The sequence below is a fragment of the Gluconacetobacter diazotrophicus PA1 5 genome, from assembly GCF_000067045.1.
Lineage (GTDB): Bacteria > Pseudomonadota > Alphaproteobacteria > Acetobacterales > Acetobacteraceae > Gluconacetobacter > Gluconacetobacter diazotrophicus.
On record NC_010125.1, the window covers coordinates 3,612,107 to 3,630,901 of the forward strand.

Here is an 18,795-nt window from a genome sequence, read left to right on the forward strand (position 1 = left end):
ATGGCCGAAGCCGGCCATGGCGTCACGCCTGAAAGACAGAAATGAAAATCTCCACGATCAAACTCATGACCATCGGCGCGGGGTGCACGGCAGCGGCATTCGCCCTGGTCGAGGTATATGGCGGCAATCCGACTTTTCCGGCACCCGCCCATGCCACGCCCCATACCGCCGCAGCGGCCCCAGCCGCACCGGCGGACACGACCTCCTCCCTGGCGCAGCTTTCCCAGTCGTCCGGACCGTGGGCCTATCGCTGCCTGTATGGCCGACCGCCAGCCGGCGGGCCGGTCCTGTGTTCGGCGGAGCAGCGCCTGACGACGCAGGACCCGCAGAAGAAAGCGGTACCGGTAGGAGTCGTGGCCTTCAGCCGCGAGCGGACTGCCACGGGCTTCCCCACGTCCTATCGCGTCGCTGTGCAGATGCCGCTCATGGTCTCGCTGGTCCGGCCCCCCACCATCGCCGTCGACGACGGCACCCCCGTGCCCCTGACCTGGCAGGTCTGCTCCACCAGGGGATGCATCGCCAGTGTGCCGGCCATTCCCGACGCCTGGTTGGTCGACGCCCGGCACGGCAAGATCGGCCATATACAGATCGGCACCATTCAGGGCGCATCGATCACGATCAATTTCGCCCTCGCCGACCTCGATACGGCCCTGAATACCCTCGACAATTGGGCGCATCGACAAAGTCCGTCATGATCGACGTCCCGCGCCCCTTGCGCGCGGGGCACCCGACGTTCGAATATGTCAAAACATTGCCGAACATCGGAGGAAGGGAAAGTCATGCCAACACGATACGGGACAGGATCTTTCGGCTGGGCCGCCCTGGCGTCGCTCACACTGCTGGCATCCTGCCAGAGCCCGACCGCGATCGCGCAGAAGGAGGACCACCTCGCGGCGGCGGGCTTCGCGTTCAAGCCGGCCGATACCCCGGCCCGGCAGAAGATGCTGAACCGGCTGCCGGCCCATCACTTCGTGCGGCGGGTCCAGGGCGGACAGGTGTTCTACGTCTATTCCGACCCGACCGTATGCGACTGCCTCTATGTCGGCGACCAGGCGGCCTATGCCCAGTACCAGCAATACCGGCAGGCCAAGGCCCTGGCGGACGAACAGCAGGAAACGGCCATGGACTACCAGGACGCCCAGTGGAACTGGGGCACCTGGGGGCCCGGTATGGGCGGCGGCTGGTATGGCTGGAATCCCGCCTGGGGGAACTGGGACCCGGGCATGGGGCCGATTGGATGGTAAGAGGCTGTTTCAAAAGCCTTTAAGCCGATCTAATCCAGTTCGTCATGGCCGACGGTCCCCACGGCCGTCACCCCCGGAATATCGGACAGGCTGGAAATCAGGTGGGAAATCGGCCGTTTTCCCTTGACCTGCATGGACAGCGTCACCCCGGCCGGAGCGCGCGGCGACAGGTCCGTACCCTCGTCGTCGGCCTGGTCCCGGATCGCCTCCGGCACCTCTTCATACTGTCCGTTATGCCCGATCCGGACATGGTCGATCGCAAAGCGCAGGCGCGAGCAATCCACCAGGATCGCCCGCAGGATGCCCTTTCCGTCGTCATAGGACACCCGAAGGGTCGCCACGGTCCGCCGCTCGCGCGGCAGGTAGCGAAGCAGTAGGGGAATGCCGAGCATGATGACGAAATGCCCGATCGTCGCCGCCACGGCCAGGGCCAGCAGGCCCGCCCCGCATGCCATCCCCACGGCGGCGGTCACCCACAGCGACGCCGCCGTCGTCAGCCCCCGGACGACATCGCGCCGCATGAAGATGACGCCGCCGCCGATGAACCCGATGCCCGAGACGATCTGGGCCGCGACCCGCGACGGATCGAGGACCACCCTCTCGTTCGCCAGCACGTCGGTAAACCCGTATTTGGACACCAGCATGAACAGGGCCGCCGCCACGCCGACCAGGCTGTAGGTCCGCAGCCCGGCACTCTTCTGGCGTATCTCCCGCTCCAGCCCGACCAGGCCGGACAGGACGAAAGCCAGCGTCAGTTCCCCGAACTGATACCACCCCTGTCCCGGCAGGTCAGATATCGCCATTGGAACCCTCCCTTCCCCAGGACCGCGGGGCTTTGAAACAGCCTCTGCCGTGCCGGCGGGCGGCACACAACGCAACATATCGGGAACGATGCCGTTGCCGACGTCATCCCGCTTTCTGATCTTTAACTTTACAGAAGAAATACCGGCAAATTACAGTCCTCACTCCAAGCGAGGAGTACAGACCGGTGCGCGACAGGTTCGGATGGGTCAAAGGCTGGGGTCTCTTTACCGGCTTCATTCTCCTCAGCCGCGTCGCCCTCGCGACGCCCTATGTGGTGCCGTCGGGCTCCATGCAGCCCACCCTGCTGATCGGCGATCGCCTGATGGCCCAGCCCCTCGCCTACGGCTTCAGCACCGCCAACCTGCCGTTCGGCGACCATCTGCCGCAGGGCGCCCGGCTGTTCGGCCGTATGCCGGCACGTGGCGACGTCATCGTCTTTCGCAGCCCGGCCGAACCGGGCACCACCTTCGTCAAGCGCGTGATCGGGCTGCCGGGTGACAGGATCGGCCTTTCCGGCGGGCGGGTCCGGCTGAACGGCGCCGAACTGCCGTGGACGGACGAGGGACCGGCGCGGGAAGAACTGTCCGACGGCAGCACCGCCCCGGCGGAGCGTTTTTCCGAAACGCTGCCCGGCGGCGTCCGGCACCTTCTGCTGAAGACGCCGGACGGCACGCCGCTGGACGACATGGCGGATATCACGATCCCCGCCGGGCATCTGTTCGTGATGGGCGACAATCGCGACAATTCGGCCGACAGCCGCGTGCCGCAGGCACAAGGCGGCGTGGGCCTGCTGCCGCTCTGGAACCTTCAGGGCAAGGTGGAGGTCATCACCGCCTCGCGCGACAGCGCGGCGCCGGTCGGTAGCGTCGGCCAGTATCTGGCTTCGGTCCGTCCGGACCGGTTCCTGAAATGGGTGCGCTGATCACGCGCCCGATGCCGGCAGCAGGTGCGACACCCATTCCGCCACCGTGTCGCCGCTGCTCATGGACGGCTGCACCAGTCCGTCAATCATGAAGGTCGGCGAGACGTGGATGCCGTTCTGCCGGGCATATTTGCAGTGCCACTTGATTTCCCGGTCCAGGTCGGGAATGGCGAAGGCCTCGGCCAGCGCGACGCCGCTACAGGCTTCGATCCGCGCGATGATCTGGTTGGGCGTGGCGTCCATGTTCGGGCCGGCGCAATGATGCGCGAATTCGAATTCCTCGCGATGAGCCACCACCGCCGCCATCACGGCCCGGGCGGTCTCCCGCCCCCCCGGCAGGGTGGACGCCGCCAGGATGCAGCGCACGATCACCCCGGAATACATGTGCCAGGGTTGCGATTGCAGGCGGAGCCTGACGGTAATCCGATCCATGCCCGCCTGCGCCAGCAGGTCGTCCAGCTTGCCGAAGGCGCGGACGGAAAACGGGCAGGTCGGCTCCAGGAACATCTCGAACACTCTCGGGCCATGGCCCCAGGTCAGAGGGTCGGCATGCCATGTCTTCGTCGTCATTCCCTTCGCTCCCGCTTCCCGTGGTCCCGGTTCCGTCCCGGGTTCGCGGTCCAATCTCCATCCTGACGCCGGAACAGGCAAGCCGCGCCCGGGCAGGCAAAACCGGATAATTTTCTTGTATTGACGCGGCAATGCGGGGACAGCCATGCTGAAACGTGATACGTGGTGCGCCTTTTCCTTTCGACTCAGCGGTCAGTTGCCCCCTCAATGCGGTTCCTCTCTGTCCGGCGCATCGACCGGTCCTTTCGTCGCGGACTGACGGCCTGCGCGCTCAGCACCCTTCTGCCGCATTGCATCCCCGCCGCACACGCGCAGGTGCTCGATAACGATATCGGCTCGGCCCCCAGCATCCGCGTCAGCACGCCGCTGCCCGCGGCGGCGTCGCTGACGACATCCGTTCCGCCCTTTTCCCAGCCCGAGGCGCTGTTTCCCAACCCGTTCGGGCTGACGAGATACCTGCGCGATCGCGGCATCAATTTCCTGTTCGACAACACCAACGAATTCGCGGGCGCGCTGACGCAGCCGACCCCCGGATTCCGGAATTATCGCCAGGGCGCCAGCAATGCCGGTCAGTACGCCAACGAACTGGACATCAACTGGGAGAAGCTGGCGGGCCTGGCCGGCTTTGCCACCCATGTCATCACGGTGGGGCGGTACGGCACCACCGCCAACCGCATGTTCGGCGACTGGCTGGACCACGCGTCGGAAGATTACGGCGGCGGCGGCAACGTCGCGGTGCATCTGGTGCTGGCCTATGGCGAGGAAACCCTGTTCGGCGGCCGCCTGGCCATCGCGGCGGGGCGTATTCCCCTGGCGTCGGATTTCGCGGCCAGCCCGCTGTTCTGCAATTTCATGAACGGCAGCATGTGCGGCCGCCCCAAGGGCATTACGGATTCGAACTACATGCCAGGCTATCCGGCCTCGACCTGGGGGTTCCGCGTCCGGGGCCGACCCACCCGCGCCACCTATATCCAGACCGGTGTCTATCCGATGGAAAACGGCGTCTATGCCGTGGCCCAGCACCGCACCGGGTTCAAGTTCAACGGGTCCAACATCCTGGGCTACACCATCCCCGTCGAAACGGGATGGGAACCCGTGTTCGGGCACGGCACGCTGCCCGGACATTACAAGGTCGGGGCGGCGGCGCTGGACGAACCGATGCCCGACAACCTGTTCGACAACGACGGGCGGCCCTACGCGCTGAGCGGCCGCGCGCCGCGCATGCACAGCGCGGGATGGGAAAGCTGGGCGATGTTCGACCAGCGGCTCTATCACCCGAAAGGTGGCGGCAAGGATGCCGGAATCACGATGCTGACCGGCATCACCTATAACGATCCGCATACGTCACTGCGGAACTACGTGGGCTATGTCGCCTTCCTGGACCGGGGTTTCTGGCCCTCGCGCCCCTTCGACACGATCGGCGCCGCGTTTACCTATACCAAAATCGACCGTGGGGTGTCGCTGACCGACGGGTACCTGATGAACGTGGGAAAGTCCCTGCCGAACCACGCGACCGGCATCCAGGGCCATGCCGAGGTGCTGGAAGTGAACTACGCCATCCATGTCTGCCGTGGCGTGGTGTTCCAGCCGGTGTTCGAATATTATTTCAACCCCAACGCCCAGTCCAACCTGCGCAACGCCACGCTGCTGGGCTTCAAGAGCCATATCGAAATCCTGTGACCGGGCGCGCCGGTTCGTCGTCGGCGCGCCTCCGCAGAGACAGGCTTTACCCCTGCTGGTTCGGGTCGGTCATCTGCACGGGCGCGGTGGGGAACTTGCCCGATTTCGCGATCACTTCCGGGTCCTCGTTCGCCGCGGGCAGGTAGACATGCGGCAGCACGGCGTTCAGCCGGCTGGCAACCTGCTCGCTGATATCGACCTGCGGCCCATGCAGGACCGTGCCGCTGGACTGCACCACGATCGTCAGTCCGCGCGACTTCGCCACCGTGGCCAGAACCTGGTCCACCTCGCGCTGGACCTGGTTCAGCGCGATCTGGGTGTCTTCCTGCAGGATACGGTTGCGGTTGCCGAATTTCTGCCGGTCGGCCGCCAGGCGCTGCTGCAGCGCGCGCTGCTGGGCCTCGGCCTGGTCGCGGGGGGCATTCAGCATGCGCTGGCGCAGGGCCTGGATCTGTTCCTCCTCGGCTCGGACATCGTGGATCAGCGCCTCGCGCCGGGTTCCCATTTCCTGCTCGACCTGCTGGACGGCGACGGACTGGCGCATGATCTCGTTGGTATCGAACACGCCGATCACCGGCTGCGGCGGGCGGGCGCCCGCGGGCAGCGGGCCGAAATCGGGCACCGGGGGGGCCGGCAGCACGGGCGGGGGCCCACCGCCGGCCACACCGTCCTGGCTGGCCGCGGCCGGGGCGGGGGCGGCCGGCGCAGCGGCGGGCGCCAGGCCCGCGCCCATCGCGGCCGCGACGCACAGGCCGGCCAGAATCCGCCGGCCAAGCGGGGTCATCCCGGTCCGATGGCCAGGAACACGGGGAAAATCGATCATGGTCGCGGTCCGTGACAGTTGCATGGGGCGCGGCAGGGCGCGAAGCAGAAAGGACATGTCTTGTTGCCTAGCGGATCGCCAGGGACCTGAACAGTCCTCGACCGCCGGAAAGCGGGGCGCGCGATGCCGAACGGGACACAAAACCATGCGCCACCGGGCCGCGTTCCGGCACCACCCATCACCACGCGAAAGACAGCCCCGATGACAACGCACTCCAGCCCTACCCGGACGCCACGGGCCGCCCTGCTGCGGACCGTCCTGCTGCCGGCCGCCCTGGCCATCCCCTGGGTCGCGCCCCTGGCTGCCCGGGCGGCCCCGCCGCCGGCCGCGCCCTCCCGGGCCGCACAGCCGCATTCCGCCTATCCCGACGGCACCGGCGATTCGCTCATCGACCGCCTGAACGCGGCGCAGACGGCCCCGAACTATCGCGGGCCGATCTATTATCCCGGCCAGGCGATTCCCCCGGCCCAGCCCACGGACGTCCAGGCGCTGCCGCCCACCGTGCCGCAGGTGGTGCCCCCGCCACCGGTGGGCGAACGCGCGCCCCTGCCGCCGATGGGGCCGCCCGTTCCCCCCTGCGCGGCGACATCATCGTGCTGAAGGCCCGAATGCCGGAACGCGGGTCATAATTTGGTTACAATTCAATCCTACACAGGCAGGTGTGACGCCGGTGCGTGATGCCAATGTTCCCGGCGTCACGCCCGCTGTTCCCTACAGCCGCCACACCAGCGGCGTATGCGACAGGAAGATCACCCCCAGCCCCGATACGAACAGCATCTTCAGCACCAGGGGGCTGCCCACCGACACCAGCGCGTTCAGGGTCAGGATCTGCATGCAGGGATCGACCGGCCCGCGCCGCCGGCCATGCGCGTCGAAATCGACCGTCGTGGCGGCGCGGACCCGCCATTCCTGCCGCTGCCGCGCCTGCTCGGCCATGGAAATCCGCGCCTCCGCATACAGCGTGGCCACATAGCGATCCAGGTCCTCGACCCGGTACATCGCATTCCTGCCATGGCGTGCCGCCGGACGCGGGCCCGCATTCAGCAGGCCCAGGATCCGCAGCCGCCGCGCGGGAATGCCCAGGTAAAGCGCAGCATCCTCCAGCGGCAACATGCGCCGCAGGGGGAAGTGATGGACGGTCGCCGCACCGTCATCGGCGCCATCCACAGGGGAATGGCCGGTCATGATGGAACGATGTTGCCCCGCCCCGCCGACTGTCAATCAGAACCTGCGCCGCACGGCCGTTTCCCGATAACGGTTGTGCGACCGGCCGGATTTCGCGCCTTCGGGCCTGCTCCGCGAATGCGGGCAGGACAGGCGGGAGCGGCCCGGAACAGGCGTCTACCGGCACACGTGCCGGTTTCCGTCGGCCCCGATATAGGTCCCGGTCAGCGGATCGAAACAGGCATTGGCGGTGCAGGCATTGCCCGAGGCCAGGGGCGCCGGGTTCACCCTGGCGGCCATGGCCAGCCCCTCGCGCGCCGCGGCGCCGCACAGCGGCGTGTCGGCGGGGGCGGAGGGGTCGTTGACCAGTTGCGCCTCGTTCGCCGGCGGGGGCGTTTCGACCACCGTGCCAGGCGCGAATTGCAGCGGCGGCCGGCGGGCCGGCGCCGTCCGGGCCGTGGGCGGCACCGGCTGCGCCGCGCACCCCATCAGGCACAGCACGGGCAGCAGCAGCACCGGCAGGAACAGGGCCGGCCGGGCACGCCCGGACGGCGAGAGGAGAAGCTGTTTCAAGATCCGCTGCCTTTCAGATATCCAGCCGCCCCTGGGCGGCCTCGCCGGACCTGTCGGCGCGCACCGCCGCCTCGCCATCCGCGAAGATCAGCACCAGCCGGCCGCCCGGACGGACGTCGGCGGCGCGGGTGACGGGCACCCCCGCCGGGTCGCGCACCAGGACATAGCCGCGTTCCAGCACCGCCATGGGCGACAACGACTCCAGCCGCCCGGCCAGCCCGGCCAGGTGGGCACGCCGCTCGCGCAGCATCGCCGCCAGCGGGGCCGGGCGCAGGCGCGTCCTGTCCGCCCGCGCGTGCCCGTCGCGCAGGGCCTGGCGCAGGCCGGATTGCAGGTGGCTGGCCGCCAGCGCCAGCCTGGCCCGGCGCGGGCCGGTCAGCAGGCTGGCGGACGGCATGGCCCGTTCCACCGCCAGCAGCGCCGCGCGCCGCCGCGCGACCAGCGCCGGCAGCGCCATGTCCAGCCGGTGGCCGCGATCGTCCAGCCGCATCCGCGCCGTGCCCAGCAGCGACGGCAGGTCGGGCAGACGGGCCGCCGCCCGGTCCAGCCGCAGCCGCAGCGTCTGCGTCAGGCGCGCCAGCCCGCTGGTCAGCCGGGCCGCGCGATGCCCCAGATCGGCCACCAGCTCGGCCCTGGCCGGGGCCGCCAGTTCGGCCGCCGCCGTGGGGGTGGGCGCGCGCCGGTCCGACACGAAATCGATCAGCGTGGTGTCGGTTTCGTGCCCCACGGCGGAAATCAGCGGAATGCGGCACGCCGCCGCCGCCCGCAGCACCACCTCGTCGTTGAAGGCCATCAGGTCTTCCAGCGACCCGCCGCCGCGCGCGACGATCAGCACGTCGGGGCGCGGGATCGGCCCCCTGCCGTCGATGGCGTCGAACCCCGCGATGGCGGCGGCGATCTGCGCGGCCGCCGCCTCGCCCTGCACCGCGACCGGCCAGACCAGCAGCCGGCGGGGAAAGCGCCGCGCGATGGTGGTGCGGATATCGTGCATCACCGCCCCCTGGGCGGACGTCACCACGCCGATCACGTCGGGCAGGAACGGCAGCGCCCGCTTGCCCGCCGCGTCGAACAGCCCCTCCGCCGCCAGCTTCAGCCGCAGCCGCTCGATCCGCGCCAGCAGCGCGCCCTCGCCCGCGTAGTCCAGCCGGTCGATGATCAACTGGTAGGACGAGCGTTCGCCATAGGACGAGATCTTGCCCGTCGCCACGACCTCGACCCCGTTTTCCGGCTTCAGCCCCAGCCGCGACACCGACCCGCGCCACACCACCGAGGAGATCTTCCCCCCCTCGTCCTTCAGCGAGAAATAGAGATGCCCGGACGGATAGCGCTTGAATTCCGTGATCTCGCCGCGCACGCGCACCCGGCCGAACGTGCCCTCCAGCGTGCGCCGGATCGCCCCCGAAATCTCGGAGACCGAATATTCGGGCACGTTGCCCGCCCCGGCCGTGCCGGAGTCGCGAAGAGGTTCGTCCATCGCCACAGGGTATGATAGAGACGGCGTCCCCGGAAGCCTGAGTATGAACCAGGCCGGGCGTGAACTGTTGGAGCGGATGGGATGCGGGTGCTGCTGGTCGGATCGGGCGGACGGGAACATGCGATGGCGGAAGCGATCGCGCGCTCGCCCAGGCTCGAGGCCCTGTTCATCGCCCCCGGCAACCCCGGCACGGCGGCGCTGGGCACCAACGTCGCCATCGCCGCCGACGACGTACCCGCCCTGGTCGCCCTGGCCCGGGCCGAGCGGATCGACCTGGTGGTGCCGGGCCCCGAGGCCCCGCTGGTCGCGGGCCTGGCCGACGCCTGCGCCCAGGCCGGCATCCCCTGCGCCGGCCCCAGCCGCGCGGCGGCGGAACTGGAAGGCAGCAAGAGCTTCACCAAGGAAATCTGCGACGCGGCGTCCATCCCCACCGCGCGGTGGGAACGGTTCGACGCCGCCGCCCCGGCGCTGGACTTCGTCCGCCGTCGCGGCGCGCCGATCGTGATCAAGGCCGACGGGCTGGCGGCCGGCAAGGGCGTCGTCGTGGCCCAGACCGTGGCCGAGGCCGAGGAGGCGATCCGCGCCATGATGGACGACGCCGCCCTGGGCGAGGCCGGCCGGTCGGTGGTGATCGAGGAATGCCTGACCGGCGACGAAATCTCGCTGTTCGCCTTCTGCGCCGACGATACCGCCGTGCTGATCGGCGCGGCGCAGGACCACAAGCGCATCGGCGAGGGCGATACCGGCCCGAACACCGGCGGCATGGGCGCGGTGTCACCCCCCGCCGGGTTCGACCGCGCGCGGCAGGAAGCGGCGCTGGACCTGCTGGTCCGCCCGATGCTGGCCGAGATGGTCCGTCGCGGCACGCCGTTCCGGGGCGTGATCTTCGCCGGGCTGATGCTGACCGAAGACGGCCCCAAGCTGATCGAATACAATGTCCGCTTCGGCGACCCCGAGGCCCAGGCCCTGCTGATCCGCCTGCAATCCGACCTGCTGCCCGCCCTGGCCTCGGTCGCGGACGGCACGCTGGACGCGGCGGACATCCGCTTTTCCGACGACCATTCCGTCAGCATCGTGCTGGCCGCGCGCGGCTATCCCGGCAGGCCCGCCGCCGGCGGCGTGATCGCGGGCCTGGAACAGGCCGGGGCGCTTCCGGGGGTGCACGTCTTCCATGCCGGCACCAGGCGCGACGACCAGGGCCGGATCGTGGCGGCGGGCGGGCGCGTGCTGACGGTCTGCGCCACCGGCCCCACCCTGGCCCAGGCCCGCGCCCGCGCCTATGACGGCGTGGCCGCCATCCGCTGGGACGACGCGGTCTGGCGCCGCGACATCGGCGAGCGGGCGCTGCGCGCCTCGTCCTGAGCCACGGCGGGAGAAATTCCCGCCGTCCGGAAACCATCCAGACCAAAACGCGTATTTTCGGATGTGGCTTTCCATTGGGGGAGTCATATCCGCGTATGCGCGTAACGATTCCGATCGCCAGGATATCCCGGATACGGGCCAACGCTCCCTGCGCGACAGGACGCCGCGTGGACCACCGATATCCCGCGGACGCAACGCCGCCCTCTCCAGCAGAACCTGCACGTGTAGAGGCTGATTTTCCGGGACGACGTTTGCCGACCCCGTGCGGGGCCATAAAATGGAAAGGCAATCATCATGGCAACCCAGGACAAGACTCTGTCCGACGCGTTCTACGAAACGCTGAAGGACATCTATTTCGCCGAAAAGCAGATCCTGAAGGCGCTCCGCAGGTCGGTGCACGCCGCCCAGGCGCCGGATCTCAAGAAGGCGTTCGAAACCCACGCGACCGAGACCGCCACCCACGTCGAACGCCTGAACGACGTCTTCGGCATCATCGGCCGCGCCCCCCGGGCCAAGACCTGCGAGGCAACGCAGGGCATCCTGGCCGAAATGGAGGAAGACCTCGAGGAATTCGGCTCGACCAAGGCGGCGGACGCCGTGCTGATCGGGTCCGCCCAGGCCATCGAACATTACGAGATCGCGCGCTATGGCACGCTCAGGGCGTGGGCCGCCGATCTCGGCCTGGACGATGCGGAAAAACTGCTGGCCGAAACCCTGGAAGAGGAGAAGCGGACCGACGCCCTGCTCTCCGAGATCGCGGAACGGGAAAGCAATCCGCAGGCCCAACGCCAGACGGCCTGACCCACCCGACACCAGGGACGAAGGGGGGTCGCCCGACGGGCGGCTCCCCGCGTCGCGCTATCACCATCATGCGAAGGATCGCGCCGAACATGACGCTGAATACGGATATGCAGATCCCGGCCCACACATCGCCCACATGGCGCAACGCCGTCACGTCCGACCCGCCGGCCCCCTATCCGCCGGAGCAGCCGGCCCCGCCCCCGTCGCCCGACCAGCCGCCGCCGATGCCCAAGGACCCGGGAAACCCGCTGAACTGAGCGGAGCATCGGCTCGGGGCTTCATTCAGGGTTTCATGACGACCTTGATGCATCCATCCCGCTTGTCGCGAAACGTCTTGTAGAGTTCGGGACCTTCTTCCAGCGAGGCCCGATGCGTGATGACGAAGGACGGATCGATGTCGCCCTTCACGATCCGGTCCATCAGCATCGGCAGGTAGTGCTGCACGGGCGTCTGGGCCATGCGGAACGTCAGGCCCCGGTTGATGGCGGACCCCATCGGGATCTTGTCCAGAAGGCCGCCATAGACGCCGACGATCGAGACGGTCCCGAAATTCCGGCAGCACATGATGGCCTGCCGCAGCACATGGGGCCGGTCGGTACCCAGGAACGTCGCCGTCTTGATGCGGTCCACGACCGCGTCGATGCCGCTCCAGGTATCGGCCTCGGTGCCCACGGCATCGATGCAGGCATCGGCGCCACGGCCCGCCGTCAGGTCCTGGATGCGGGGATAGACGTCCTCGGTCCTGAAATTGATCATCTCGGCTCCCCCGGCCTCGGCCAGGGCCAGCCGCTCGGGAACGGTATCGATCGCAAGGACGCGTTCGGCGCCCAGCAGGAAGGCGCTGCGGATCGCCATCTGTCCCACCGGCCCGCAGCCCCAGATCGCGATCGTCTGTCCGGGCTGGATATTGCAGAACTCCGCCGCCATGTAGCCCGTCGGAAAGATATCGGACAGGAACAGCGCCTGTTCGTCCGTCAAATGGTCCGGAACCTTGATCGGCCCGACATCGGCATAGGGAACGCGCAGATATTCCGCCTGCCCGCCCGCATAGCCGCCCAGCAGGTGGGAATACCCGAACAGGCCGGCCGGCGAATGGCCCCACAGCTTCTCCGCCCTGGCATGATCGGGGTTGGTCCGCTCGCAGCCCGAGAAGAATCCCTTGCTGTAAAAGAAACATTCCCCGCATGCGATGGTGAACGGTACCACCACGCGGTCGCCGACCTTCAGGTTTCCGGCGTCCTTGCCCACCTCCACCACCTCGCCCATGGTTTCATGGCCCAGGACGTCGCCATGGTGCATTTCCGGGATCATCCCGTCGAAGATATGCAGGTCCGACCCGCAGATCGCACACGCGGTCACCCGTATGATCGCGTCGCGGCTGTTTTCCAGGATCGGGTCCCGCACGCTTTCGCAGCGGATATCGCTCTTGCCGTGCCATACCAGGGCTTTCATGGATCGTCTCCCTTTTCGCGGGCGGCGGCACGACGGCCGGCACGCATGGTCCGGCCGTCACAACATCGGCCGGCTGTCCGGCCGGGCGGCTCCTGATGCTGCGCGGGAAAGCGCTCGTCGTTCCTTTCCGTCATCGGGCTTCTCCATCGGTATGACGATGCGTCCGGAAGAAGGTCGTCAGCCCCAGCACCATCAGGATCGTCACGACAGCCAGCACCTGCCTCTTCTCCCGGCTCCGCGGCCAGGTGCGCAGGCCGCCGTCGACATGGCCCTCGTCGGCGGCCGGGGCGAACAGGTTGCCGTCCGTCACCGGCGCGGCATCGGCGCGCGCGGAATATTCGGTCAAGACGCGGTTCATGATCCCGCGCGTCAGGGCCCGCGCCAGCATGTGGGGGGAACCGCCGCCCCCAGGCCCCGGACCCGACCATGACGGTGTCCCTCGGGTGGGCCGCAAGTTCGGCGATCGCGGCGGCGACCCGCCGCGTCTCCAGAAGGGGCGGCGGCGCCGAGAGGCGGCGCCCGGTATAATTCGCGCCGTGCGAGATACCGGGCGTATCGACGAAGCCGGGATAGACATCGCAGACATGGATATGCGGGTGTGCCGACAATTCCCCGCGCAGGGCTTCGGAAAACCCCCGCAGGCCGAACTTGCTGGCGCTGTAGGCGGCGGCATAGGGGGCGGCGCAGAACCCGCCGACCGAGATCACGTTCACGAACGTGCCGAACCCCTGGGCGAGGAAGATCGGCAGGACGGCATGGGCATCGTGCATGTGTCCGATCAGGTTGATGCGGACCACCTGCTCGTGCGCCTGGATGGGAACGTCCTGGAACCTGCCGACGGCGCCGACCCCGGCATTGCTGACCCACATGTCGATGGTGCCGGCGAACAGGCGCGCCTGTTCGGCCAGCGTCCGCACGGCGGCGGCATCGGTCACATCGGTCGGGACCACCGTCACCCGAGCCCCCGCGTCGCGACATCGTGCCGCGACGGCATTCAGGGCGTCCGCATTGCGGGCGGCCAGGACCAGCGCGGCACCGGGCCGGGCCAGCGTTTCCGCCACCGCCTGACCGATGCCGCTGGACGCCCCCATGACCACGACGTTCGCAGATGGAAACTCGGACATCTTCCGGGTCCTCCCCGCGGCTGTCGGCCCCGATCAGGTCGGATCAGCTCAATCCGGCGAAGACGGGGCGCTGGGCCGGGTCATGGCACCGGTGCCGGGATGGTGCATCTTCTTCTGTTTCCCGGTGTGGGACGACGGCAGCATCGGGGACGCCGGCGTAGGCGAGACCTGCTCGCGCTGCATGTTCCGCCCGGTGGGCAGTTTTTCCGATGGGGGCACCCCCGCCGGGGCGCCGGTCGGGCCGGTCTGGCCGGTCGACGGGGTACCGGGGTTCGAGGTCGTGGGCGGGATCGGACTCCGCGACGTCGTTCCCGGCTGTGACGACACGTCCGGCTGCGCCCCGGCCGGCCCCGCGCACCACGCGGATGCCACCAAGCCGACGAGCGCAATCCGCGCTAGGGAAGTGACACGGGACATGGAAGCCTCCTGATGGCCACTGTGGATGCCTCAACGGCAGGCCGCCCCCGCAGTTCCGGTCCCTGGGGCCATTCTTCCGATGCCGGCACTCGCTGCCTTATTTTTTCAGGACGGCCTCGCCAGGCTTGTTCTGCAGCGTGAAATCGCTGTCGTCGGGGCCGCCCGCCCTGGGGTCGGTGTACCAGCACCAGAAGGAAATGCCGCGCACGCCGTGACGGACCAGCACGGTCCGCCAATCTTCCAGCACGTCCCGCTGGATATTCAGGTCGACCGGCACCTTCAGTTCCTCGGGGCTCATCCACGGGCGCGACAGCACGCCCTGCCCCGAACGCAGGCCCAGTTCCGCCACCCAGACCGGCCGTTGCCACCGCTGGCCCAGCGCGCGCAGGTGTCCGGCGGTGTCGCGCATCACGCGCAGGCGCCCCGGCCGGTCGTCCGGCAGGGCGGTGTAGAGGCTGGTGGTGATGACGTCGAACAGGTCCCAGTGCTGAAAGGCTTCGGCCTGTTCGGGATTGTCCGCGTCATAGGCCAGGTGGCCGGGATAGGCCGCGCGAATGGTCTTCACGAAATCGGGCCAGCCTTCGGCCTTTTCCACGCCGCGCAGTTCCGTGGCGATGACGATGGTCGCGACCCCTTCCTCCCGCGCCACCGCGACCAGCGGCAGGATGGTCCGCGCGTAATTGCGGAACCACAGCGCGGGGTGCGCGGGGGCGACCTGCCCGGCCCAGTGCCACGGAATCCACAGATGGATCTTCAGGATCGGCTCCAGCCCCGCCGCCTTGATGTCCTTCAGTCCGGCCCGCACGACATCCGGCTGGCTGTCCGCCCCCAGGACGGGCGTGTCAGACTCCGGGGTCGGCTGCCAGGCGAAGGCCACCTGCATGGCCACGCTGGCTCCCGCATGGGCCAGTCGCGCCATGGATTCACGCGCCGCCGGACTGCCCCACGGCGCGTCGGCCGACATCTTGACGTTGGCACCCGTCCAGTACGATGCCGGGCGCAGCAGGAACAGGGCCACGACCAGAACCGGCACCATCAGCAGCAGCAGCCACGCCCATTTTACCTTACGCGTTCCCATATGCGGTAAGCTCCCTGTTCCAGGGCCAGACTGTAATGTGGCAGGCCATCCGCCCAGAGGTCGGGGTGGGACTGGCTGATGCGGTCCACCTGTGCGTCCTGCGCGTCCGAACTGTCCGGCGGGGTGACCAGCAGGTGATCCGCCGCGGGCAGCCGCCCCTGGATCGCACCCGCGTCACCCGGGGGAAAGACCAGTTTGCCGACATGGCCGCAGAACGCAATCACGCGATAATGCGCCAGCGGGTCCAGCAGGGTGGTGCGGTCGCGCTGCGTGATCCATTGTCCCACCTTCATCTCGTCACGGTACAGGGCGACCGGCGTACCGCCCAGCGCCTCGGTCCAGCCATGGCCGCTGGACCAGCCGGGCAGCGCCAGCGCGCCCCACCCCACCCCGACCGACAGTATCTGCACCCCCAGCAGCGCGATGCGCCGCGACGGCGTGACACGCTGCGCCAGGACCAGCAGCGGGGCGGCCAGGTACGGCAGGTAATCCAGCGGATGATAGGGCAGGCCACAGACCAGCACCAGGAACGGCGCGGTGACCAGCGACAGCACGATGGCCAGGTACGGCATGTCCCGCGACGCGCGCGCCAGGCCGGAGAACATGACGACCGAGGGAAAGAACACCACCGCATACAGCAGGAAACGCAGCAATTCCGCCATCCGGTAGGACAGTCCGGCCGTCGGCAGCACCCTGTTCCACGGAAAATCCTGCCCCGGCCCGCCATTCAGCGGCGTCACGAACGGCGCGACATACCCGAACACCGACCAGTTCAGATAGACCAGCGCGCACAGCGTCATCGCAACCGGCGTGCAGGTAATCAGATAGAAGGCCAGCGGCTGCGTGACCACGAACGCGGGCCGGGCGGCAAAGGGAATCCAGGGCAGCATGGCCAGGCAGACCGGCGTGGCGGTGGGGTCCGCCAGCAGGAAGCCCACGCCGCAGAACGCGAACTTCACATAGGCATTCAGGTCGTGCCGGTCATGGATGCGGCAGAGGAAGACGCACATGCCGTAAAACAGGAACAGGGCGATGCTCTTGCCGCCGCCCGCGGTGGCGAACCACAGCACGATGGGGTTCAGCGCCACGCAGACGACCATCAGCAGGGTGCCGGCCCGGCCGATCTGGCGCTGGATGGACGGCACGGCCGCCAGGACCAGCAGCGCCGTCCCCACCACGCCCAGCACATAGGGCAGGACGGGATGCAGCGGCCCCAGCAGCGGGGCCAGCGCGCCATATCCCAGCACCGGCAGGCTGATGGGCAGGAAGCCCAGGTCCCGCGCCGCCGTCGCATGCGTGGAAAACACCAGATAGGTGCTGATCTCCCTCAGGACGGAATCGCTGACATACCCCTCCTGCAGCAGCGTGAAGGCGGCGGCCCCGAACCAGAATGCGACCAGCAGGAACAGGACGGCGGCATAGGCGCGCGGCGTCATGATTTCAGTTCTTCCAGTTCCGCTGCGGTGTGCTTGCTCAGGCCATGCTGGGTCTTTTCCCAGTAGAAGGGCTTGTACAGAAGCTGGAACAGCCCCTTGTAGGCGGCGATCGACTGCAGCGCCCAGTAGACCGGCGTCGTCAGCGCATAGAGCGCCAGATGGCGGTAGTTCCGCTTGAACGAGCACAGCACATAGGTATAGACCAGAAATCCGTTTCCCAGCAGAAGGTTGAGAGCGTTGAGGGCCATGATGCGGCCGGAGAAGACGCCGCTTCCGGCCTTGAGGCCGAACAGCGTGAACAGGATGAAGAAGACCCAGAAGATGGGGGCCAGCAGCGCCGTCATGAAGGTACCGCCGATAAAGAACTGGAAGCCCCAGAAGCCCGTGCCCCCGGTCTTGCGGTAGAATGCCAGCGGGCTGCGCATATGCACCAGATAGGTCTGCATGTAGCCCTTCAGCCAGCGCGAGCGCTGGCGGATCCAGTTCGGGATGCTGACATTAGCTTCCTCGAAGGTCGTGGAATCCACCACCGCCACCTTCCAGCCCCGCTGGGTCAGGCGCACGCCCAGGTCGGCGTCTTCCGTCACGTTGTACGGGTCCCACGCATGGACGGCGCGCAGCGCGCTGATCTTGAAATGGTTCGAGGTACCGCCCAGCGGTATGGGAATGCGCATATATTCCAGCGCAGGCAGGTAGAAATCGAACCACGCCGTATATTCCAGCGTGAACATGCGCGTCAGCCAGTTCTCGGTGGCGTTGTAATAGTTCAGGCGCGCCTGGATGCAGACCACATTGTCCGGCAGCTTGCGGAACGCGACCAGGACCTTTTCAAGCTGCGTGGCCTCCGGCTTGTCCTCGGCGTCATAGATGGTCAGGTACTCGCCCCGCGCGAAGCGCAGCGCATAGTTGCAGGCCTTGGGCTTGGTGCGCGGTTCAGACGGCGGCACGCAGATGATCTCGAACGTCGCCTCCAGCGCCAGCTTCCGGGCGGCGGCGATGGTTTCGATGTCGTCCTCTTCCAGGACCAGCTTCACGTCCAGCTTGGACTGGGGGTATTCCAGGTTGCGGATGGCATTGACCAGGATGGGCAGCACGTCCGGTTCCTTGTACATCGGAACCAGGATGGTATAGACGGGGAAATCCCTGTCCTCCAGCGACCGGATCTCGCTGTCCCTGACCTTGACGTCCACCTCCTGCCGCACCGCCGCGCAGGACAGCATGAATTTGAGGAAGAAGCTGGCGAAGAAGACCAGTCCGGCCGCCAGGTTGGCCGCGAACAGCGTGCGTTCCGGCGCCAGGTACAGGAACAGCAGGAAAACCATCGCCGTGATATAGAAGAATGCGATCTGCCCCCGGGTGAACACCTGACGGGCGGAATGCTGCGGCGTCATGGTGGACAACGCATTCAGCGCGTCGTCGGACAGGGCGGCGTTGCCCATCTTCTGCAGCAGCCACACCGTATCGAACCGCCCGGTGCCGACGAAGCGCGCGTTCTGCCCATACCGGGCGCGCAGCCAGTTGAAGGTGTCTTCCGACGGGTCGGCCAGCGCCAGGATGATGGCGCCGTCCGCGCTGCGCCGCCAGGGCAGGAACGAACGCCGCGCATACTCGTCGATCATCGCGCGGTCGAACAGGTCCGGGTCCGGCGGGTGGCCCATCAGGTCCACGAACTCCAGGTCGAAGAACGTGGCCAGAAGATGGTAGAAACGACGCGGCTTCAGCCACCCCTTGGCCAGGATGATGTCGCCAAGGCGGGATTTCCAGAGCTTCTGCGTCTGGATGGCTTCGTCGAGCTGCGCCTCGGTCAGGATGTTCCGGCTGACCAGGAACTGCCCGAAAAGACGCTTGTCCGGCTGCGTGACCATGGCCAA

20 protein-coding genes are annotated in these 18,795 nt (G+C 67.9%); 9 read left to right on the top strand and 11 right to left on the bottom strand.

Annotated elements, in window-relative coordinates; genetic code table 11:
• Positions 1-65 precede the first annotated feature (65 nt).
• Both GDI_RS16620 and GDI_RS16625 read left to right on the top strand, forming a co-directional pair.
• Entirely contained in the window at positions 66-695 is a 630-nt protein-coding gene (locus GDI_RS16620; protein ID WP_231854145.1) for an invasion associated locus B family protein, read from the top strand.
• An 84-nt stretch (positions 696-779) separates the two neighbouring features.
• Positions 780-1,244 (top strand): hypothetical protein, encoded by a 465-nt coding sequence (locus GDI_RS16625; protein WP_012554635.1) that lies wholly within the window; start codon positions 780-782, stop codon positions 1,242-1,244.
• A 29-nt stretch (positions 1,245-1,273) separates the two neighbouring features.
• On the opposite strand, the gene GDI_RS16630 is transcribed toward GDI_RS16625, so the two are convergent.
• The gene (locus GDI_RS16630; protein WP_012554634.1) at positions 1,274-2,047 is read right to left on the bottom strand and encodes an MgtC/SapB family protein; all 774 of its coding nucleotides are present in this window, start codon (positions 2,045-2,047) and stop codon (positions 1,274-1,276) included.
• Positions 2,048-2,232: 185 nt separating this feature from the next.
• On the opposite strand from GDI_RS16630, the gene lepB reads away from it, so the two are divergent.
• A complete protein-coding gene (gene lepB / locus GDI_RS16635) occupies positions 2,233-2,970 on the top strand; it encodes a signal peptidase I (RefSeq protein ID WP_012228146.1) in 738 nt (245 codons plus the stop codon).
• On the opposite strand, the gene GDI_RS16640 is transcribed toward lepB, so the two are convergent.
• On the bottom strand, positions 2,971-3,540 hold the full coding sequence (locus GDI_RS16640; RefSeq protein WP_012228147.1) for a DsbA family protein: 570 nt from the start codon (positions 3,538-3,540) through the stop codon (positions 2,971-2,973).
• A gap of 207 nt (positions 3,541-3,747) precedes the next feature.
• Between GDI_RS16640 and GDI_RS16645 the strand changes: the two genes are divergently transcribed.
• On the top strand, positions 3,748-5,220 hold the full coding sequence (locus GDI_RS16645) for a carbohydrate porin (RefSeq protein ID WP_012554633.1): 1,473 nt from the start codon (positions 3,748-3,750) through the stop codon (positions 5,218-5,220).
• A 46-nt stretch (positions 5,221-5,266) separates the two neighbouring features.
• Here GDI_RS16645 and GDI_RS16650 read toward each other — a convergent pair whose 3' ends face one another.
• Positions 5,267-6,100, bottom strand: coding sequence for an OmpH family outer membrane protein (locus GDI_RS16650; protein WP_231854146.1), 834 nt, complete (start codon positions 6,098-6,100; stop codon positions 5,267-5,269).
• Positions 6,101-6,244: 144 nt separating this feature from the next.
• Here GDI_RS16650 and GDI_RS16655 point away from each other — a divergent pair, with 144 nt between their 5' ends.
• Positions 6,245-6,643, top strand: a complete 399-nt coding sequence (locus GDI_RS16655) for a hypothetical protein (RefSeq protein ID WP_012554631.1) — start codon at positions 6,245-6,247, stop codon at positions 6,641-6,643.
• A gap of 111 nt (positions 6,644-6,754) precedes the next feature.
• Here GDI_RS16655 and GDI_RS16660 read toward each other — a convergent pair whose 3' ends face one another.
• From GDI_RS16660 to xseA, 3 genes are all read right to left on the bottom strand, one after another.
• On the bottom strand, positions 6,755-7,228 hold the full coding sequence (locus tag GDI_RS16660; RefSeq protein ID WP_012554630.1) for a helix-turn-helix domain-containing protein: 474 nt from the start codon (positions 7,226-7,228) through the stop codon (positions 6,755-6,757).
• A 156-nt stretch (positions 7,229-7,384) separates the two neighbouring features.
• Positions 7,385-7,780, bottom strand: coding sequence for a BA14K family protein (locus tag GDI_RS16665; RefSeq protein ID WP_012228152.1), 396 nt, complete (start codon positions 7,778-7,780; stop codon positions 7,385-7,387).
• Between the two features lie 13 nt (positions 7,781-7,793).
• The gene (xseA, locus tag GDI_RS16670) at positions 7,794-9,254 is read right to left on the bottom strand and encodes an exodeoxyribonuclease VII large subunit (RefSeq protein ID WP_012554629.1); all 1,461 of its coding nucleotides are present in this window, start codon (positions 9,252-9,254) and stop codon (positions 7,794-7,796) included.
• An 81-nt stretch (positions 9,255-9,335) separates the two neighbouring features.
• On the opposite strand from xseA, the gene purD reads away from it, so the two are divergent.
• From purD to GDI_RS20090, 3 genes are all read left to right on the top strand, one after another.
• The gene (gene purD / locus GDI_RS16675; protein WP_041249549.1) at positions 9,336-10,616 is read left to right on the top strand and encodes a phosphoribosylamine--glycine ligase; all 1,281 of its coding nucleotides are present in this window, start codon (positions 9,336-9,338) and stop codon (positions 10,614-10,616) included.
• 294 nt (positions 10,617-10,910) lie between these two features.
• Positions 10,911-11,417, top strand: coding sequence for a YciE/YciF ferroxidase family protein (locus GDI_RS16680; RefSeq protein ID WP_012228155.1), 507 nt, complete (start codon positions 10,911-10,913; stop codon positions 11,415-11,417).
• An 89-nt stretch (positions 11,418-11,506) separates the two neighbouring features.
• Positions 11,507-11,674, top strand: a complete 168-nt coding sequence (locus tag GDI_RS20090; RefSeq protein ID WP_173363387.1) for a hypothetical protein — start codon at positions 11,507-11,509, stop codon at positions 11,672-11,674.
• A gap of 25 nt (positions 11,675-11,699) precedes the next feature.
• Here the strand turns inward: GDI_RS20090 and GDI_RS16690 are convergent, their stop codons facing one another.
• Both GDI_RS16690 and GDI_RS16695 read right to left on the bottom strand, forming a co-directional pair.
• Positions 11,700-12,869, bottom strand: a complete 1,170-nt coding sequence (locus tag GDI_RS16690; RefSeq protein ID WP_012228157.1) for a zinc-dependent alcohol dehydrogenase — start codon at positions 12,867-12,869, stop codon at positions 11,700-11,702.
• Positions 12,866-13,993 (bottom strand): SDR family oxidoreductase, encoded by a 1,128-nt coding sequence (locus GDI_RS16695; protein ID WP_012228158.1) that lies wholly within the window; start codon positions 13,991-13,993, stop codon positions 12,866-12,868. The genes GDI_RS16690 and GDI_RS16695 overlap by 4 nt, the downstream gene beginning before the upstream one ends.
• Here GDI_RS16695 and GDI_RS16700 point away from each other — a divergent pair.
• A complete protein-coding gene (locus tag GDI_RS16700; protein WP_041249550.1) occupies positions 13,959-14,423 on the top strand; it encodes a hypothetical protein in 465 nt (154 codons plus the stop codon). The genes GDI_RS16695 and GDI_RS16700 overlap by 35 nt on opposite strands.
• A gap of 84 nt (positions 14,424-14,507) precedes the next feature.
• Here GDI_RS16700 and GDI_RS16705 read toward each other — a convergent pair whose 3' ends face one another.
• Genes GDI_RS16705 through GDI_RS16715 form a run of 3 tightly spaced genes read right to left on the bottom strand, consistent with a single transcriptional unit; the run spans position 14,508 to position 18,789 of the window.
• On the bottom strand, positions 14,508-15,488 hold the full coding sequence (locus GDI_RS16705; protein ID WP_041249551.1) for a glycoside hydrolase family 113: 981 nt from the start codon (positions 15,486-15,488) through the stop codon (positions 14,508-14,510).
• Positions 15,470-16,924: a hypothetical protein gene (locus GDI_RS16710; protein WP_012228161.1), complete on the bottom strand. Its 1,455-nt coding sequence runs from the start codon at positions 16,922-16,924 to the stop codon at positions 15,470-15,472. The genes GDI_RS16705 and GDI_RS16710 overlap by 19 nt, the downstream gene beginning before the upstream one ends.
• Positions 16,921-18,789 (bottom strand): glycosyltransferase family 2 protein, encoded by a 1,869-nt coding sequence (locus GDI_RS16715; protein ID WP_012228162.1) that lies wholly within the window; start codon positions 18,787-18,789, stop codon positions 16,921-16,923. The genes GDI_RS16710 and GDI_RS16715 overlap by 4 nt, the downstream gene beginning before the upstream one ends.
• Between the last annotated feature and the right edge of the window lie 6 nt (positions 18,790-18,795).

Bases quoted from the DNA above. Each gene is read 5' to 3' on its own strand.
- GDI_RS16620 (WP_231854145.1), top strand. From the start codon at position 66: ATGACCATCGGCGCGGGGTGCACGGCAGCGGCATTCGCCCTGGTCGAG.
- GDI_RS16625 (WP_012554635.1), top strand. From the start codon at position 780: ATGCCAACACGATACGGGACAGGATCTTTCGGCTGGGCCGCCCTGGCG.
- GDI_RS16630 (WP_012554634.1), bottom strand. From the start codon at position 2,047: ATGGCGATATCTGACCTGCCGGGACAGGGGTGGTATCAGTTCGGGGAA.
- GDI_RS16640 (WP_012228147.1), bottom strand. From the start codon at position 3,540: ATGACGACGAAGACATGGCATGCCGACCCTCTGACCTGGGGCCATGGC.
- GDI_RS16645 (WP_012554633.1), top strand. From the start codon at position 3,748: ATGCGGTTCCTCTCTGTCCGGCGCATCGACCGGTCCTTTCGTCGCGGA.
- GDI_RS16650 (WP_231854146.1), bottom strand. From the start codon at position 6,100: ATGTCCTTTCTGCTTCGCGCCCTGCCGCGCCCCATGCAACTGTCACGG.
- GDI_RS16655 (WP_012554631.1), top strand. From the start codon at position 6,245: ATGACAACGCACTCCAGCCCTACCCGGACGCCACGGGCCGCCCTGCTG.
- GDI_RS16660 (WP_012554630.1), bottom strand. From the start codon at position 7,228: ATGACCGGCCATTCCCCTGTGGATGGCGCCGATGACGGTGCGGCGACC.
- xseA (WP_012554629.1), bottom strand. From the start codon at position 9,254: ATGGACGAACCTCTTCGCGACTCCGGCACGGCCGGGGCGGGCAACGTG.
- purD (WP_041249549.1), top strand. From the start codon at position 9,336: ATGCGGGTGCTGCTGGTCGGATCGGGCGGACGGGAACATGCGATGGCG.
- GDI_RS16680 (WP_012228155.1), top strand. From the start codon at position 10,911: ATGGCAACCCAGGACAAGACTCTGTCCGACGCGTTCTACGAAACGCTG.
- GDI_RS20090 (WP_173363387.1), top strand. From the start codon at position 11,507: ATGACGCTGAATACGGATATGCAGATCCCGGCCCACACATCGCCCACA.
- GDI_RS16690 (WP_012228157.1), bottom strand. From the start codon at position 12,869: ATGAAAGCCCTGGTATGGCACGGCAAGAGCGATATCCGCTGCGAAAGC.
- GDI_RS16700 (WP_041249550.1), top strand. From the start codon at position 13,959: ATGACCACGACGTTCGCAGATGGAAACTCGGACATCTTCCGGGTCCTC.
- GDI_RS16695 (WP_012228158.1), bottom strand. From the start codon at position 13,993: ATGTCCGAGTTTCCATCTGCGAACGTCGTGGTCATGGGGGCGTCCAGC.
- GDI_RS16705 (WP_041249551.1), bottom strand. From the start codon at position 15,488: ATGGGAACGCGTAAGGTAAAATGGGCGTGGCTGCTGCTGCTGATGGTG.
- GDI_RS16710 (WP_012228161.1), bottom strand. From the start codon at position 16,924: ATGACGCCGCGCGCCTATGCCGCCGTCCTGTTCCTGCTGGTCGCATTC.
- GDI_RS16715 (WP_012228162.1), bottom strand. From the start codon at position 18,789: ATGGTCACGCAGCCGGACAAGCGTCTTTTCGGGCAGTTCCTGGTCAGC.